The 14,474-nt window shown below is 42.0% G+C and carries 16 protein-coding genes and 1 other annotated feature; of the genes, 9 read left to right on the top strand and 7 right to left on the bottom strand.

The window, feature by feature from the left end:
• Positions 1-9: 9 nt before the first annotated feature.
• Positions 10-912 (bottom strand): DMT family transporter, encoded by a 903-nt coding sequence (locus AB8P72_RS01130; RefSeq protein WP_068404660.1) that lies wholly within the window; start codon positions 910-912, stop codon positions 10-12.
• A 95-nt stretch (positions 913-1,007) separates the two neighbouring features.
• The gene (trpB, locus tag AB8P72_RS01125) at positions 1,008-2,213 is read right to left on the bottom strand and encodes a tryptophan synthase subunit beta (protein WP_226928828.1); all 1,206 of its coding nucleotides are present in this window, start codon (positions 2,211-2,213) and stop codon (positions 1,008-1,010) included.
• Between the two features lie 414 nt (positions 2,214-2,627).
• Here trpB and AB8P72_RS01120 point away from each other — a divergent pair, with 414 nt between their 5' ends.
• Positions 2,628-4,226, top strand: coding sequence for a GMC oxidoreductase (locus tag AB8P72_RS01120; RefSeq protein WP_193030894.1), 1,599 nt, complete (start codon positions 2,628-2,630; stop codon positions 4,224-4,226).
• A 97-nt stretch (positions 4,227-4,323) separates the two neighbouring features.
• Here the strand turns inward: AB8P72_RS01120 and AB8P72_RS01115 are convergent, their stop codons facing one another.
• Positions 4,324-5,169: a hypothetical protein gene (locus AB8P72_RS01115; protein ID WP_068404666.1), complete on the bottom strand. Its 846-nt coding sequence runs from the start codon at positions 5,167-5,169 to the stop codon at positions 4,324-4,326.
• A 64-nt stretch (positions 5,170-5,233) separates the two neighbouring features.
• On the opposite strand from AB8P72_RS01115, the gene AB8P72_RS01110 reads away from it, so the two are divergent.
• Positions 5,234-6,453 (top strand): IS3 family transposase gene (locus AB8P72_RS01110; protein WP_369811280.1). Its coding sequence is split into 2 segments (ribosomal slippage): positions 5,234-5,519 and positions 5,519-6,453, totalling 1,221 coding nucleotides; the frame shifts between segments, so codons are not numbered across the junction.
• Positions 5,509-5,625, top strand: a sequence feature (AL1L pseudoknot). Its footprint overlaps the gene before it by 117 nt.
• A gap of 1 nt (position 6,454) precedes the next feature.
• On the opposite strand, the gene AB8P72_RS01105 is transcribed toward AB8P72_RS01110, so the two are convergent.
• Positions 6,455-6,655 carry a hypothetical protein gene (locus tag AB8P72_RS01105; protein WP_193030853.1) on the bottom strand — a complete coding sequence of 67 codons (201 nt, stop codon included), beginning with the start codon at positions 6,653-6,655 and terminating at the stop codon, positions 6,455-6,457.
• 233 nt (positions 6,656-6,888) lie between these two features.
• Between AB8P72_RS01105 and AB8P72_RS01100 the strand changes: the two genes are divergently transcribed.
• From AB8P72_RS01100 to AB8P72_RS01075, 6 genes are all read left to right on the top strand, one after another.
• Positions 6,889-7,908 (top strand): lipoate--protein ligase, encoded by a 1,020-nt coding sequence (locus tag AB8P72_RS01100; RefSeq protein WP_068404674.1) that lies wholly within the window; start codon positions 6,889-6,891, stop codon positions 7,906-7,908.
• A gap of 220 nt (positions 7,909-8,128) precedes the next feature.
• Entirely contained in the window at positions 8,129-8,665 is a 537-nt protein-coding gene (locus AB8P72_RS01095; protein ID WP_068404676.1) for a PAAR domain-containing protein, read from the top strand.
• A gap of 1 nt (position 8,666) precedes the next feature.
• Complete coding sequence (locus AB8P72_RS01090) at positions 8,667-8,951, top strand: hypothetical protein (RefSeq protein ID WP_068404678.1); 285 nt, start codon at positions 8,667-8,669, stop codon at positions 8,949-8,951.
• Positions 8,952-9,107: 156 nt separating this feature from the next.
• Positions 9,108-9,440, top strand: coding sequence for a hypothetical protein (locus tag AB8P72_RS01085; protein ID WP_369957926.1), 333 nt, complete (start codon positions 9,108-9,110; stop codon positions 9,438-9,440).
• 43 nt (positions 9,441-9,483) lie between these two features.
• Positions 9,484-10,005 (top strand): hypothetical protein, encoded by a 522-nt coding sequence (locus AB8P72_RS01080; protein WP_068404682.1) that lies wholly within the window; start codon positions 9,484-9,486, stop codon positions 10,003-10,005.
• A gap of 251 nt (positions 10,006-10,256) precedes the next feature.
• Entirely contained in the window at positions 10,257-10,958 is a 702-nt protein-coding gene (locus tag AB8P72_RS01075; RefSeq protein ID WP_200662296.1) for an IS1 family transposase, read from the top strand.
• 61 nt (positions 10,959-11,019) lie between these two features.
• Here AB8P72_RS01075 and AB8P72_RS01070 read toward each other — a convergent pair whose 3' ends face one another.
• Together AB8P72_RS01070 and AB8P72_RS01065 are read right to left on the bottom strand one after the other, a co-directional pair.
• Positions 11,020-11,472 carry an IS630 family transposase gene (locus AB8P72_RS01070; RefSeq protein ID WP_193031053.1) on the bottom strand — a complete coding sequence of 151 codons (453 nt, stop codon included), beginning with the start codon at positions 11,470-11,472 and terminating at the stop codon, positions 11,020-11,022.
• A gap of 85 nt (positions 11,473-11,557) precedes the next feature.
• The gene (locus AB8P72_RS01065) at positions 11,558-11,806 is read right to left on the bottom strand and encodes a transposase (RefSeq protein WP_264298338.1); all 249 of its coding nucleotides are present in this window, start codon (positions 11,804-11,806) and stop codon (positions 11,558-11,560) included.
• 98 nt (positions 11,807-11,904) lie between these two features.
• Here AB8P72_RS01065 and AB8P72_RS01060 point away from each other — a divergent pair, with 98 nt between their 5' ends.
• Positions 11,905-12,204, top strand: coding sequence for a hypothetical protein (locus AB8P72_RS01060; protein WP_068404686.1), 300 nt, complete (start codon positions 11,905-11,907; stop codon positions 12,202-12,204).
• Between the two features lie 66 nt (positions 12,205-12,270).
• Here AB8P72_RS01060 and AB8P72_RS01055 read toward each other — a convergent pair whose 3' ends face one another.
• Complete coding sequence (locus AB8P72_RS01055) at positions 12,271-14,406, bottom strand: NADPH-dependent 2,4-dienoyl-CoA reductase (RefSeq protein WP_068404688.1); 2,136 nt, start codon at positions 14,404-14,406, stop codon at positions 12,271-12,273.
• Between the last annotated feature and the right edge of the window lie 68 nt (positions 14,407-14,474).

Genomic DNA, 14,474 nt, shown 5'->3' with positions numbered 1-14,474 from the left:
AGCAATATCTTAGGATTTAAGCATCTTTTTAATAGACAGCTCTAACGACAGATAAGTACCAAACAATATCACCATTGAACCGATAATCGCTGGCGTGTCTAAAGCCTCACCAAGCAGTAGATAGCCTAAAATAATGGCAAAAATTGGAATCACTAAGGTAATGCTGGTCGCGCGCATCGGACCGATACTTTTGATGAGTTGATTCATAAAAATCAGCGCGATGGCGGTTGAGAAGACGCCGATACAAATCACTGACGTCCAAGCAGTGAGGCTAATGGTTTTGCCATAGGGAAACTCATACACCGCTATCGGCAGCATAATAATACTGGCAATGATAAGCGAGCCTGCGGTAATCGCCACCGGCGAGACATCGTATAAATAGTTTCTGGTGATATTGGCGCCGACCGCATAACCGACACAGGCCAATAATGCATAGCCCATCGGCAGTAACCCTGAACCTGACTCAGCGCCCTGCCCGCTGCCGCCAAATAAGTTCTCACTCATCAAAATAATCACGCCGATAACGCCAATGATTAAGCCGATAATTTGTTTTTTTGACAAACGGTCTTTAAAAAAGGTGCTGGCGATAAAACCACTCATCATCGGTACGGACGCATTAAGCACTGCCAACACCCCAGCATTGACCGAGCGCGCTGAAAAGGCAAATAGGATAAAAGGGATAGCGGCAGAAAACAGTCCGACTAGGGTCAAAACTTTCCAGTTATCACGGATACCTGCTCTGTTTTTTGGGCTGATTAAGACAAAAACCAACATGGTCAAGCCAGCTAGCACCACGCGCAAACTGGCAAATGCTAGCGAGCCAAATTCTGGCACGCCGACACGGTAAAAAATAAAGGACAGCGACCACATAAAGGACAATGTCATAAAAATAATGAGGTCGCGGTTGGACATGGGTAAATCCTATCAAGCGTTAGACTAAAAAAACCACGATGATAACTGGTTACACGCTTGAGAGCTGTTGTTTTTTTATACTGCTTGCAGATTTTTTATAGCTTTACCTTATCCAAAATAAAATCAATATCTTTATCGCCGCGCCCTGATAAATTGACCAAAATCGTCTCATCCGCTGACATATCTTTGGCGATTTTCATCGCATAGGCAATGGCGTGCGCCGACTCTAAAGCCGGAATGATACCTTCAAGGCGTGATAGCGCCATAAAGGCTTGTAAACATTCTGCATCAGTCGCCGACTCATAGGTAGCAAGCTTTAAATCTCGTAAATGCGAATGCTGTGGTCCAACGCCCGGGTAATCAAGCCCTGAGGCAATCGAATGTACCGGTGCAGGCTCGCCTTTTTCATCGAGCAATACATAACACTTAAACCCATGAATCTCACCCTTGACGCCCAGTGACATCGTCGCCGCATGATTGGGTGTATCCAAACCTTCACCTGCGGGTTCGACGCCGATTTTTTGTACCTCGGCATCATCGAAAAAGCCGCTAAACATACCAATCGCATTCGAGCCACCGCCGACACAAGCGACCACTTTATTGGGCAGCTTACCCGTCGTCGCTAAGAACTGCGCCCGTGCTTCATGACCAACCACTGACTGAAAATAGCTCACCATTTCAGGATAGGGAGCCGGCCCCAATGCCGAGCCAATCGCAAACATACTAGTATCAAGCTCACTCAAATAAGTCTCAAATGCGCTATCGACTGCTTCTTTTAGCGTCCCTGCACCGCGTGATACTGGGACAATATTGGCACCCAAAATTTTCATCCGGCTGACGTTTGGATGTTCTTTTTTAATATCGACCACACCCATGTGAATCTCACACTCGATACCCATCAAGGCCGCTGCCGTTGCCAATGCGACGCCATGTTGCCCCGCGCCCGTTTCCGCAATGACCTTTCTTTTGCCTAATTTTTTGGCTAATAATACTTCACCTAAGCAGTGATTAATCTTATGCGCGCCCGTATGGTTCAAGTCTTCACGCTTAAAATAAATCTGTGCGCCGCCGCAATGCTCCGTCAAACGCTGCGCATGATAAATGGGGCTTGGACGACCAACATAAGTCTCACGTAAGCGCTTCATCTCTTTGATAAAGTCGTCGTTTTTGATAATGTCACGAAAGCCTGCCTCAATCTCACTCATGGCTTTAGCAAGCTCTGGGTGAGCAATTTTGCCACCGAATTCACCATATAAACCCTCGTTATTTGGCAAGATAGATTGATGTAATCCGTAGCTCATGGCGGTATTTTTCGTTGTCATAGATAAGCCTTATTGTTTTAAATGGCGTATGAATATTGGCATTTTTGCCGAATTATTTAGCTTTTTTAAGGATAAGAACAATCAAATGTATTTGCGTTCTAGTACATTGAAACAAGATGATAAGCGAAATTATCTATTCGGTCAAGTTTACGCCTTACTCTAAAAACAATTTGCTAAGTAACTGGCTAAGCCATTGACTAAAAACTGGCAAGAATAATCGATGAACGAAAGCCCGATTTATCTATAAGTATTATAGCAATCGTGTGACTGAAGTAATAACGCAACCTATGTTTTCTAATATGATGCTCGCTTGGCTTAGCGCACCTTTGCGGTCGAAAGCTAATATTATTCAAATCGGGCTTTTTTAGCTTAAATATCAAATTAGGATACACCATGCAACGTCGCCAACTGATTAAAGCCATGGGTTTAAGCTTAGGCGCTATCAGCACCTCCGCTGCGGTGAGTGGCTGCCAAACGCTTGCCAAGCAGCCAAAACTACCAAGCAAAATTACTCAAGCTGGACACTTCCCCAATATCATCGTCGGTAGTGGTTACGGCGGCGCGGTATCAGCGCTACGATTAAGCGAAAAAGGTCATAAAGTATTGATACTTGAGATGGGTATGCGCTGGGATAGAACGCCCGCACATAATACCTTTTGCAAAATGATTAGCGCCGATAAACGCTCAAGCTGGTTTAGCAATATGCCAAACGCCCCTATCCCGATTCCAATTCCTATCAGAAAATATCCTGGGGTGTTGGATTTAATCGAATATGACGATATGAAAGTATTTGCAGGGCGTGCTTATGGCGGCGGCTCTATCGTCAATGGCGCGATTGCCATTCAGCCAAGACGCGCGCATTTTGAAGCAGTGTTTCCTTGGATTGATTCTAATGAGATGTACGATACTTATTTTCCCCGTGCCATGAAAAATCTGAAAGTCAGTAAAATCCCTGAATCGTTTTTTAATGAGTCCGAGCATTATGAGTACACTCGCGCAGCTGAACGCCAAGCAGCAAAGGCGGGAATGAAAACAGAGTTTTTCGGTAATAGCTACGATTTTGACTATATGCAAAAGGAAGCGCGCGGCGAAGTGTATAAATCCGCGCTCGGCGGTGAAGTCATTTATGGTAATAATGCTGGCAAATTTTCACTGGATTTAACCTACCTAAAAGACGCTGAAGCCACCGGCAATGTCACCGTAAAAACCTTGCGCAAAGTTAATACTATTCAAGCGCTCGATAATGAGCAACTGCGCTTAGAAGTTCATGTGTTAAAAACTACGGGCGGCATCGATAAAGTTGAGCATTACACTTGCGATAAGCTCTTCCTTAATGCTGGCAGTACGGGCACTTCAGAGCTACTGCTCAAAAGCCAAGCGGAAGGCAAATTAAACAACCTAAACGAACATATCGGACAACATTGGGGACCAAACGGTAATATCATGACCGGTCGCAATTTCGTCCACGCCGCGGGCACCACCCAATCGACCATTCCGGTCAAAGGTATCAATATGTGGGACGGCGATAGAGGCGGCTCAAAGTATAAAATCTTTGCTGAACTCGCGCCATTACCATTAGGACTTGAGACTTGGACAACGCTCTATCTCGCCATCACTGACAATCCAGAACGCGGTAACTATTACTATGATAAGGCCACTAAAACCGTCAAACTTAACTGGAAACGCGAGCAAAATGAGTATTCGGTGAACGCTGCTAAAGAGCTGATCGAAAGACTCGCCAAAGTAAATGGTGGCTCTACTTCAAGCTTATTATTCACCAAAGGCTTCGGCGATAACTTCTGCTATCACCCGCTTGGCGGCTGTGTATTAGGCTGGGCGACTGATGAAGTTGGTCGCGTCAAAGGGCACGAGAATATCTACGTGCAAGACGGCGCGTTAATCCCCGGTAGCGCTGGCGTCAATCCGTATGTGTTTATCACGGGACTTGCCGAGCGTAATATGGCGGCTATTCTGAGGGAAGATTTTGGGTAGGTTTTTAGAGTTTTAGGATTTGGTTAGATGAGAACCGCTCTTGATGAGCGTTTTTTTGGGTTTGTAGAAGTTATTTGATTTTAGGCTCTTTCCGATATTACCCATCATACCAACTGGAAATGTCTACGCTGAATTGGTTGAGATTAATAACACTACCTAATGGCTTCTTAAATAGTACTTCCATCTCACTGTAAACAGGAAATGAAATTGGAATTTCGGCCCCATTATCTTTACGACGATCAGATTCTGATCCATATAGCAAAATCACATCTATAAGTGCTTCGACACTCATTACTAGTGAATTTGCACCAACCTTAATAACATGAATTTTTTCTGGTGTTATTTGTTCAATATACTGATGGGTTGATATTTCTATCAACTCGACCACCGACTCACTATTTATTCGTTTAATCAGCATTTCATCAATATTCTCGAATAGCTTATCTGCTACTTCTTTTCTAAGCTCGTCAATCTTTTTAACAAAACCTAGTGTTACAGAAAGATACTGCTCTGCCGTTTTTTTAGTTTTTTCTGTTGAACTATTAAACTTCGATTCTTCTATATGAGTAAATTCACTCAAGTCATTTATGATGTCTTTTAGTTCGTTAGAAACATCATCCACTTCATCAATATAAAGCTTTTCAATTACGTAAAAATCAGAAAGACCACCTTGTATCGCGAATTTTATTCGATGTTTTCGAGTGATTCCGTTAGATGATGTCCCATCTGGTCTAAACCATTCACATTTTCTAAGCTCATTATCTGGCGCTAGTCTATGTAAAACATGCCTTGTAAGTTCACGCAGTGCATAAGCAAAATTATTCAACCTCAGTGCGTTAGGAGTTAAAAGGTTAATAAAAGCAGAATTCAATAATTCTTTTTCAAAACCATCAAGAAGTACACTGTTAATTTTTTCCTGATACTCATTTCTTAAAGACTCCATTTATATTCCTATATTGAACCGCCCCGAGATTGTCGGAGACTCAACTTTCTGAGAGAATACGACAATGAAAACACGAAACTATACCCCTGAAATGAAAGAACGAGCCGTCCGTATGCTAGTTGAAGCTAAAGACGACTACCCATCTACATGGTCAGCCATCAAAGCCATAGCACCAAAGATAGGTTGCACGCCTGAGACCCTACGATCATGGCATAAAAAGCACATTGATAAAACCATTCCTGCAAAGATTCAAGCTCAAAGCCAAGCCGAGCGCATCAAAGAGCTTGAACGTGAGAACAAAGAATTAAAACAAGCCAATGAGATCATAAGGAAAGCAGCCGCTTTTTTCGCCCAGGCGGAAATAGACCGCAAACCTTAGTGATGGTTCAATTCATCGACGAGAATAAATCTATTTATGGCATTCCAGCTATTTGTAGAGTCTTGCCGATTGCCCCATCCACATACTATCGTACCAAAGACTTAAACGACAATCCGGAGAAGCGTTCACAGCGTAGTCAGCATGACGATTTCTATCTAAATGAAATCAAACGTATTTGGAAGGACAGCAAATGCCGTTATGGTACTCGTAAAGTCTGGCAACAGTTGAAAGCAGAGGGTATACATCCTGCACGCTGCACTGTAGAGCGTTTAATGCGTCAGCATGGAATGCAGGGTATTTGGCGAGGTAAAGGTAAGATAACGACTAAGTCTCGTGACGATCAAAAGCGTGCTGATGATTTGGTTAATCGTAACTTTAATGCCCATCGCCCTAACCAACTATGGGTTGCTGATTTTACCTATATAAAGACACTGAGTGGCTGGGTATATACCGCCTTTATCATTGATGTATTTGCTCGCGCTATCGTTGGCTGGAAAGTATCAGATCGTATGAACACTGATATGGTGATGGCAGCACTAAACCAAGCCATTGCAGACAGAAACCATCCTAAAGATGTCATTCATCATAGTGATCGCGGCGTTCAGTACTTATCAATTCGCTATACTGATAAGATGGCTGATTCTGGCGTCATTGCATCTGTTGGCACGACAGGTGATTCATACGATAATGCGTTGGCTGAAACGGTTAACGGACTTTATAAAACGGAGGTGATTGAATATTTAAAACAGCAGTGGCAAGGTGTGAGTGATGTTGAATTAGCAACCCTTGAATGGGTCGATTGGTTTAACAAAACTCGCATTCATAGTACGATTGGCTATGTGTCGCCTTTTGAGTTTGAGAGACGATACTATGATAGTTTTATTGAGTCAGACAAAGCTGCCTGACTCAAGCAATCAAGTCTCCGATATAGTCGGGGCGGTTCACTTCTTTCTCTGCCGACGTTTTAGCACCATAGTTTTCAGCTTTTAAGTGAATAGCTCGTTCTTTTGCTTGTTTTACCAAATCTTCTCCGCCTGCATTCAAAGCATTTTTAGCAAAAATCTCACATTTCTTAGGAGTGTCTAAGTTTTTTATCCTTTCATCCATAACCAAATCTCTTCTTATGGATCAGTTAGCTGGTTTGAACCAATGCTATTTGTTACTTAATATCAGTCGTAATCATAACAGAAAGACTAAAAATAAGTTAACTTCTTAAAACCTCAGACTTAAACCGCTCCCATACCACACACCCATTGAATTCCAACCACGCATCGGCAACAATGACAGTATCTATTGATAATATTCACTCTAGAAAAATCATTCGGGAAAAAGGACAACTAATGAAACTGCGCATCTTAAAATCTGCCGTCACCAACCCTTGGTTTAACCTTGCGACCGAGGATTGGATATTTAATACGCTCAATCCCGACTCGCACACGCTATTCTTATGGCGCAATAGCGAGACCGTGGTTATTGGGCGCTCACAAAATCCGTGGGTAGAATGCAAAATCGATAAGATGGAAGCCGACGATGTGTTTTTGGCGCGGCGTCAGAGTGGCGGCGGCGCGGTGTTTCATGATTTGGGCAATACCAACTTTACCTTTTTATCGCCCAAAGACGACTATGACCAAGCAGCGAACTTTACCATTATCATCAATGCGCTAAAAAAGTTGGGTATAGAGGCGGATTTATCTGGTCGTAACGACATGCAGGTCGGCGATAAGAAAATATCAGGCAGCGCCTTTAAACACGCGGCGGATCGTAGCTTTCATCACGGCACATTACTGGTCAATGCCAACATGCAAAAGCTGGGCGATTATCTCAATCCGCATCCGCTTAAACTCAAAGCCAAAGGCATTAAATCGGTGCGTGCGCGCGTTGCTAATTTGATTGAGTTTAATGAAGACATCAATCACGAGGCTTTATCAGAGGCGATTATCGAAGCGTTTTGCGAATACTATCGTGACAAAGATTATGGCGACACTTCGCCAGTAGAAGAATTGGATGAAGCCAGTCTCGCCAAGCAGCCTAACCTGAACAAATACTATCAGCAAATGGCAGATTGGGACTGGCGCTTTGGCAAGACGCCTGAATTTACCCATCATATCGAGACGCGCTTTGATTGGGGCATTATTGATTTGCACCTTGATGTGAAGCAAGCAGTGATACGCGAAGTGGTCATCTTCTCTGATGCGCTAAACGTTGAGTTGATTGACCTATTAAAAGATGCCCTGACTAGCGTTAAATACAATAAAGACGATATTAAAACCAAGCTCGATGAATTAGGCAAAGCATACCCTAAATTGGCAACGCAGATTGATGATGTTTCTAAGTGGTTGATTGAGCAGATGGAAGGTTAGGTTTTTGCCTGTTATTGATAGTGAGTAAAGAGTTTTTATTTCTTATTGCCATCAGTATTTTAATCGCCTTTATACTTTGTGCGGATTAGGCTTGCTGTCTAGATCACACCCTTAGATAAACTTAAGTTTGATATTTAACGCTCTAGCCATCTATAATGTCAGGCAAATAATCGACTCGATTTAAGAGTCTACACTTTGGGCATTTAAGCAAGGTAGCATTATGGCAGCCTATATCACAGTCGGCGCAAAGACCTCTCATGGTGGGACGGTCATCTCCGGCTCACCGCAAACCACTCATAACGGTATCCCAGTCGCGCGTAAAGGCGATAAAGTCATCTGTAAAAAATGCAAAAAGGTGACCACTATTCTTAGTGGTGATGCCTCCTTTATTGTCGATGGTGCGCCTATTGCTCGCGGCGGCGATGTGACAAGCTGCGGCGCGAAGCTGATTGCGATTCAGCAAGCGTTTGCAGAGTCTGACTTTGATGTTGGCAGTATTGCGCAGGCAGAGCCTTTACAGTTTGCGAAGTCTGATCCGAGCAGTATGTTTAACGATATAAATAAGAACATCTATGATGATAGATTTCAATTGCTGGATAAACATAGCCAACTTCCATTAGCCTATATCAATTACCGTTTAGATTATAACGGTAAATCCGTTGAGGGCAAAACTGATGCTGAGGGATTTACTGAAATAATTGAAGCAAATCATTCAGCAGAAGTAAATATTTATTTATTGCTAGACGAGGATGAATAATATGACAAGACGAGAGATTAGCTGTGGTAGTTATCATTTAACGAAAGCTGATAATAATGGTAATAAATGTATTGAAGTTAATGTTGGGAGGAAGTTGACCTCTGGCGAGATAACCCTTCTCAGAAGTATGTTTGGTAACGCGATAGATTACAATACTGTTCGTATTTATGACAAAAAGTTTATCACTGACCAAGGTGACACTATGGCTATTGCCCCTAATGGCAATATATATTTTGCGCCAAAAGTACATAAAAAACGCCAATCTCAACTTATCGTAGGCTTTTGATTTTTATAGAATTTAAAATTCTAATTGTTTTAACTGAAATTTTAAAAAATAAGTAAACCAATACCTTAGAAAAATAAGTTGAGAGTGGGGTATAAAAAGGACTTTTCTTTAGCTTCAGATGTCAGCAAGCATTTCTTTATACATGAAATGACCCATGTGTGGCAGTATCAGAATGGTCAAACCGTTGCGCTACGTGCTATTGGCGAACAACTATTTTTTGAATTCCCAAGTCAAGCAATAAATCATATCGGGAAAAAATTGTCTATAGAAATAAATGGGTTTAAAGGTGCTTATAGCTATGAGCTTGATGTAAGAAAAGATTTACTTGATTATGGCATAGAACAACAAGCATCTATTGTTGCAGATTATTGGGCTATGAAAAATGGACTGCATGTTGAACTCAGAAACTCAATAAGAGCCACTAATCGCAACGATGCTTATTTAACTCATTATAGGATAATTGTAGATACAGTAGTCAAAAAATATTAAAAACAATATAACTATTATTGAATATTAAAAAGGATATTTTGTAATGTATTCGTTTATGCAGAAAAGCAGAAAAACACGTATTGATGAAACTACTAACTCTTATATACGTCATCTCTTCAAATTCAACTTTATATTGTTAGCAGTTAGTCTTTCTGGATGTTTTCAAGATTATCCTACGCATAGGCCTCCTATTGAAGGAAGTGTTGATATATCGAAAAACAGTAAAGGTGACCTGTGTTTTATGCCTATATTTAGCTCTGCCACTGTTATGGAGAATCCTATAAACTTAAATTATATAAAAATGGAAGAGCTTGTTGTATTAGATCCGAACGCAGAAGTAAGTAGTCATGTCAAAATACAAATTAAACCTGTAAATAAAGATTATTTTTCCTTAAAAGATGGTCAGAAGGTATGTTTAAACTCTGATAACGTCAATTTAAAACAGACTATTTACTCCAAGTTAGATAAGCAATTATTAGTAGTTTCAATCGGAGGCTTGGATGACAAGGAAGAACACTTTATAAGTTTTCAAAGAAAATTTGACTATCCTTATACAGCTGAATGACAAGAAAAATTAAATGTATCAAATAAAAATCATATTTTTAATTCAGTCTTTATTACTAACCACAGTATTATCCAGTGGTTTGTTAGCTTCTGCTTGCTCAGCGGAACCATTGATTTATGGTTATCAATGATTGCGACTACAAAATGATAAATACATCGATGCTGAAATTCAGATTTTGATGGTGTATCAAAAAGTATGCTGGGGTAATAAAGGAAGGGTGACAGCCGAAGCAAGATGATATATTTGAGGTTATGAAGACACAAATACAGATCAATTGCCCCGACTGTCACAGTCCCAGTTTAAAGAAAAATGGCATAAAAAGCTATGGCAAGCAGAACTACCAGTGCAAGGACTGCAAACGCCAGTTTATTGGCGATCATGCGGTAACCTATAACGGCTGTCACTCTAGAATAGAAGATCTCATACGACTGATGACTGTCCGAGGTTGTGGTGTTAGAGACATAGCCGTTATAGCCAAGGTTAGTATTGGAAAAGTGCTTAGCACCATAGGCTCATCCATTTACAAGATTGTACCTAAGAAGCGCTACTATGAACGCTTAGAGGTTGATGAGTTCTGGACTTACGTATATCGCAAGAAGCGTAAAGTTTGGCTTATTTATGCTTATGACCGTGCTACTAATGAGATTGTCGCTTATGTCTGGGGCAAACGTGACCTAAAAACGGCTAAGAAGTTAAGAGCACGTCTTAAGCAACTTAAAGTGAGCTATGACTCTATTAGTATGGACAATTGGGACAGTTTCATAACGGCCTTTAAACCAGATAACAAACGAGTTGGCAAACAGCATACGGTAGGTATAGAAGGTAATAACTGCCGTCTTAGACACCGATTAAGACGATCGGTTAGAAAGACTTGTTGCTTCTCAAAAAAGCTTGATAATCACTTTAAAGTATTCGATCTGGTGTTCTTTTATGTCAATTATGGCTACGTCTGATGCCAGCATACTTTTTGACACACCACCCAGATTTTTAATGGGATCATGCTCTTTAATATAGTCAATCCAACTTAAAGTTGTAACAGCAGACATTGCTGAATAAATGATTTAGATTATTCTCACCCCAGCCTTGCCTGAGCTTTTTTACCTCAGCCCACTTCTTCTCAATAGGATTTAGATCAGGACTATAAGGCGGTAGCCAGAGTATGCGATGACCATGTCGGTTTAATAGCTTTTTGATACGTTTGTTCTTATGAAATCTGGCATTGTCCATGATGATGACACATTTGCGACCAAGCTTTGGAATGACGTTATACTTAAACCAGTCGTAAACCACTTGCCAGTTGATGTTATGGGTAAATATGTCCACGGCAAACAAGCTTTTTTGATATAGCGCCCCAATGACGTTAGTTCTTTTTGTTTTTTGATAGTTATAGATATCGATGCAAGGTTTGCCTACTGGCGTATAGCCAAAGGCTCTGATAACTTCTTGATCAAAGCCGCTTTCATCCATATAGATAATAGGGTAGCCTTGGCATTGATAGTATTTCAGTTTAATGGTGTACTCTAATCGCTTAAGCCAACTTGATTTTGGGTGTTTAAGACTTTTTTTTGCGAGTATAGCCCAGCCGCTTCATGGCGGCTTCTACACCAGATTTACTACAGCCCAAACGAGCAGCTCTTTCATAGTAGTAAGCGTCAGGATAGTCAGTAATGTCTTGTTTTAGTGCTTCGGTAGATATTTTGCGCGGTGCTCTGACGATGGGCTTGATACTGATGTCTTTTTTCCAGTTAATAATGGTGGTGGGACTCATATCATAAAGCTTTGCTGCAGTGCGCACGCTCATGCCTTGTTCAAGAGACTTTAGTACCTTTTTACGAAGGATAATGGGGTATGTCATGGTGATTAGCGAGCTAGAATTTAGAATTATCGTAACATTTCCTGGTGGGATTGACTATATATCATGGCGAAATTGACAAATGGAAAAATCAAGCTAAAAAATCCTATGAGTTAAGATCAGATCTTGTACATGGCTCTCAAAGTCTTTATAACACTTATAACATAGAATTAAATTTTAACCCTTTTAAGCTTGCCTATCCAGTGATACTTTCTGCATGTATAGGGTTTTATATGTTGGGTTTAGAGCTTAATTCTTACGAAGAAAAATTAAAAAATATGTATTTTGAATTATCCGAACTATGTAAAGATGAAAAATATAAAACAAAGGAAGTTATGAATTCATAACAAATAAATCAAAAAAAAGCGGCGAGAAAATCTACCTCGCCGCTTTTGCATTCACATCTTTAATCCTTAAATCGCTGCCGCAACCTCTGCTCCATCACGAATGGCGCGTTTGGCATCCAATTCAGCAGCAAGTTTAGCACCGCCAATCAAATGATATTGGGCGTCTGGCGCATCACCGACGTTTGGCATCAGCTCAACCACTGATTCTTGACCGGCACAGACCACGACGCTATCAACACGTAGCAGCTGGCTTTGACCTTGATTATTAGTGATCCAAATACCTTCATTGGTGATTTTATCGTACTGCGCACCTGATACTTGGATGACGCCGTGTGATTTAACGTGCGCGCGATGTACCCAGCCCGAGGTTTTATTGAGCCCACTACCCAATCGACCTTTGGTACGCTGCATTAAGTATACTTGGCGTACAGGTTTGATGCCTTCAGGTTTAATCAAGCCGCCATCTGTCTGATAATCAGTATCAGACGTCACGCCCCACTCTTCGCGCCAATCACTAATTGACTGCGGTTTTGGACGATAGCTTGGGTCTTTTAGCAATTCAGGGCCAAGCTCATCTAATGGCTGCCCATGATTGGCGGTTAGATACTCACTGACGTCAAAGCCGATACCACCAGCGCCAATGACAGCAACGGTATCACCGACGGATTTTTCACCAGAGAGCAATTCAGCATAGCTGATGACTTGTGGTAAGTCCGCACCTTCCAATTTGCCTTTTAGGCTTCTAGGAACCACGCCGGTTGCGACGATGACGTGATGGAATTTGGCTTTTTCTAGCATAGCTTTGTCGACTTTGGTATTAAGTTTAATCTCAACACCTAAATGCTCAAGCTCATTGATATAATAGCGAATGGTTTCAAAGAATTCTTCTTTACCTGGGATAACCTTGGCATAATTAAACTGACCACCCAAGATGTCTTTTGCTTCAAATAGGGTGACGTCATGACCACGCAAAGCTGCCACATGAGCCGCTGACATGCCAGCGACACCGCCACCGATGACTGCCACTTTTTTCGGTTTTTTGGTCTTCTTATAAACCAATTCCGTCTCGTAGCAAGCTTGTGGGTTGACCAAACAGGTTGAGCGTTTATTTTCAAAAGTATGGTCAAGACAGGCTTGGTTACAGGCGATACAGGTATTGATACGATCGGCTTGGCCTTCTTTAGCTTTGTTGACCCAATGCGGATCCGCTAAGAACGGACGCGCCATTTGAATCATGTCAGCTTGCCCACTGGCGAGGATATCTTCAGCGGTTTCAGGCATATTGATACGGTTGGCTGCCATCATTGGGATGCTGATATGTTTTTTAATCTCAGCAGTGAAATCTACAAAAGCCGCGCGCGGTACGCTGGTGACAATGGTTGGAACACGCGCTTCATGCCAGCCGATACCAGTATTCATAATGGTCACGCCCGCTTCTTCTAGCGCTTTAGCAACGGTGATGACTTCATCCATGACGTTACCGTCTTTGACCAAATCAATCACTGACAAGCGGAATAGGATAATAAAATCTTCACCCGTTGCTTCGCGAACTGCTTTGACCACATCGACCGCAAACTTCATGCGGTTTTGAATATCACCGCCGTATTCGTCGGTGCGTTTATTGACATGACGCGATAAAAACTGATTGAGCAAGTAGCCTTCAGAGCCCATGATTTCAACACCGTCATAACCCGCTTGTTTGGCAAGTTTGGCACAGCGCGCATAGTCTTTAACGGTTTGTTCGATATTTTTGATGCTCATCTTACGCGGTTTAAACGGCGAGATTGGCGATTTAATCGGGCTTGCTGACACGGCAAACGGATGATAACCATAGCGACCACTGTGCAAGATTTGCATGATGATTTTGCTGTCATATTTATGCGCCGCACGGGTGACGCGTTGATGATTAATGACGTCAGCGCGGGTGTTCATGGTGCCGCCAGCAGGGAGCAACCAGCCTTCGCGATTGGGCGATATGCCCCCGGTAATCATCATCGCCACGCCGCCTTTGGCACGTTCGGCAAAATACGCCGCCAGCTTGCCGTAATTATAAAAACGGTCTTCAAGCCCCGTATGCATCGAGCCCATCACCATGCGGTTTTTAAGTGTAGTAAAGCCCAAATCCAGCGGCTCAAATAAATGCGGGTAGTGCTCGTTGGTGCTGGCGGTCTCAATGGTATTGGCAGTGCGGCTGGCGGTCATATCATTTTCCTTATGAATGAATTAACAAACTACGTTCTGAAAACAGAAAAGTCACGGGATTTAGCGTT

Origin of the sequence: Psychrobacter sp. CLB018, assembly GCF_041222815.1 — a bacterium.
Classification (GTDB): domain Bacteria; phylum Pseudomonadota; class Gammaproteobacteria; order Pseudomonadales; family Moraxellaceae; genus Psychrobacter; species Psychrobacter faecalis.
The sequence above is the reverse complement of the archived record's forward strand: the minus strand, read 5'-3'. Positions and strand labels throughout refer to the sequence as shown.

Bases quoted from the DNA above. Each gene is read 5' to 3' on its own strand.
- AB8P72_RS01130 (WP_068404660.1), bottom strand. From the start codon at position 912: ATGTCCAACCGCGACCTCATTATTTTTATGACATTGTCCTTTATGTGG.
- trpB (WP_226928828.1), bottom strand. From the start codon at position 2,213: ATGAGCTACGGATTACATCAATCTATCTTGCCAAATAACGAGGGTTTA.
- AB8P72_RS01120 (WP_193030894.1), top strand. From the start codon at position 2,628: ATGCAACGTCGCCAACTGATTAAAGCCATGGGTTTAAGCTTAGGCGCT.
- AB8P72_RS01115 (WP_068404666.1), bottom strand. From the start codon at position 5,169: ATGGAGTCTTTAAGAAATGAGTATCAGGAAAAAATTAACAGTGTACTT.
- AB8P72_RS01105 (WP_193030853.1), bottom strand. From the start codon at position 6,655: ATGGATGAAAGGATAAAAAACTTAGACACTCCTAAGAAATGTGAGATT.
- AB8P72_RS01100 (WP_068404674.1), top strand. From the start codon at position 6,889: ATGAAACTGCGCATCTTAAAATCTGCCGTCACCAACCCTTGGTTTAAC.
- AB8P72_RS01095 (WP_068404676.1), top strand. From the start codon at position 8,129: ATGGCAGCCTATATCACAGTCGGCGCAAAGACCTCTCATGGTGGGACG.
- AB8P72_RS01090 (WP_068404678.1), top strand. From the start codon at position 8,667: ATGACAAGACGAGAGATTAGCTGTGGTAGTTATCATTTAACGAAAGCT.
- AB8P72_RS01080 (WP_068404682.1), top strand. From the start codon at position 9,484: ATGTATTCGTTTATGCAGAAAAGCAGAAAAACACGTATTGATGAAACT.
- AB8P72_RS01075 (WP_200662296.1), top strand. From the start codon at position 10,257: ATGAAGACACAAATACAGATCAATTGCCCCGACTGTCACAGTCCCAGT.
- AB8P72_RS01070 (WP_193031053.1), bottom strand. From the start codon at position 11,472: ATGGATGAAAGCGGCTTTGATCAAGAAGTTATCAGAGCCTTTGGCTAT.
- AB8P72_RS01065 (WP_264298338.1), bottom strand. From the start codon at position 11,806: ATGAGCGTGCGCACTGCAGCAAAGCTTTATGATATGAGTCCCACCACC.
- AB8P72_RS01055 (WP_068404688.1), bottom strand. From the start codon at position 14,406: ATGACCGCCAGCCGCACTGCCAATACCATTGAGACCGCCAGCACCAAC.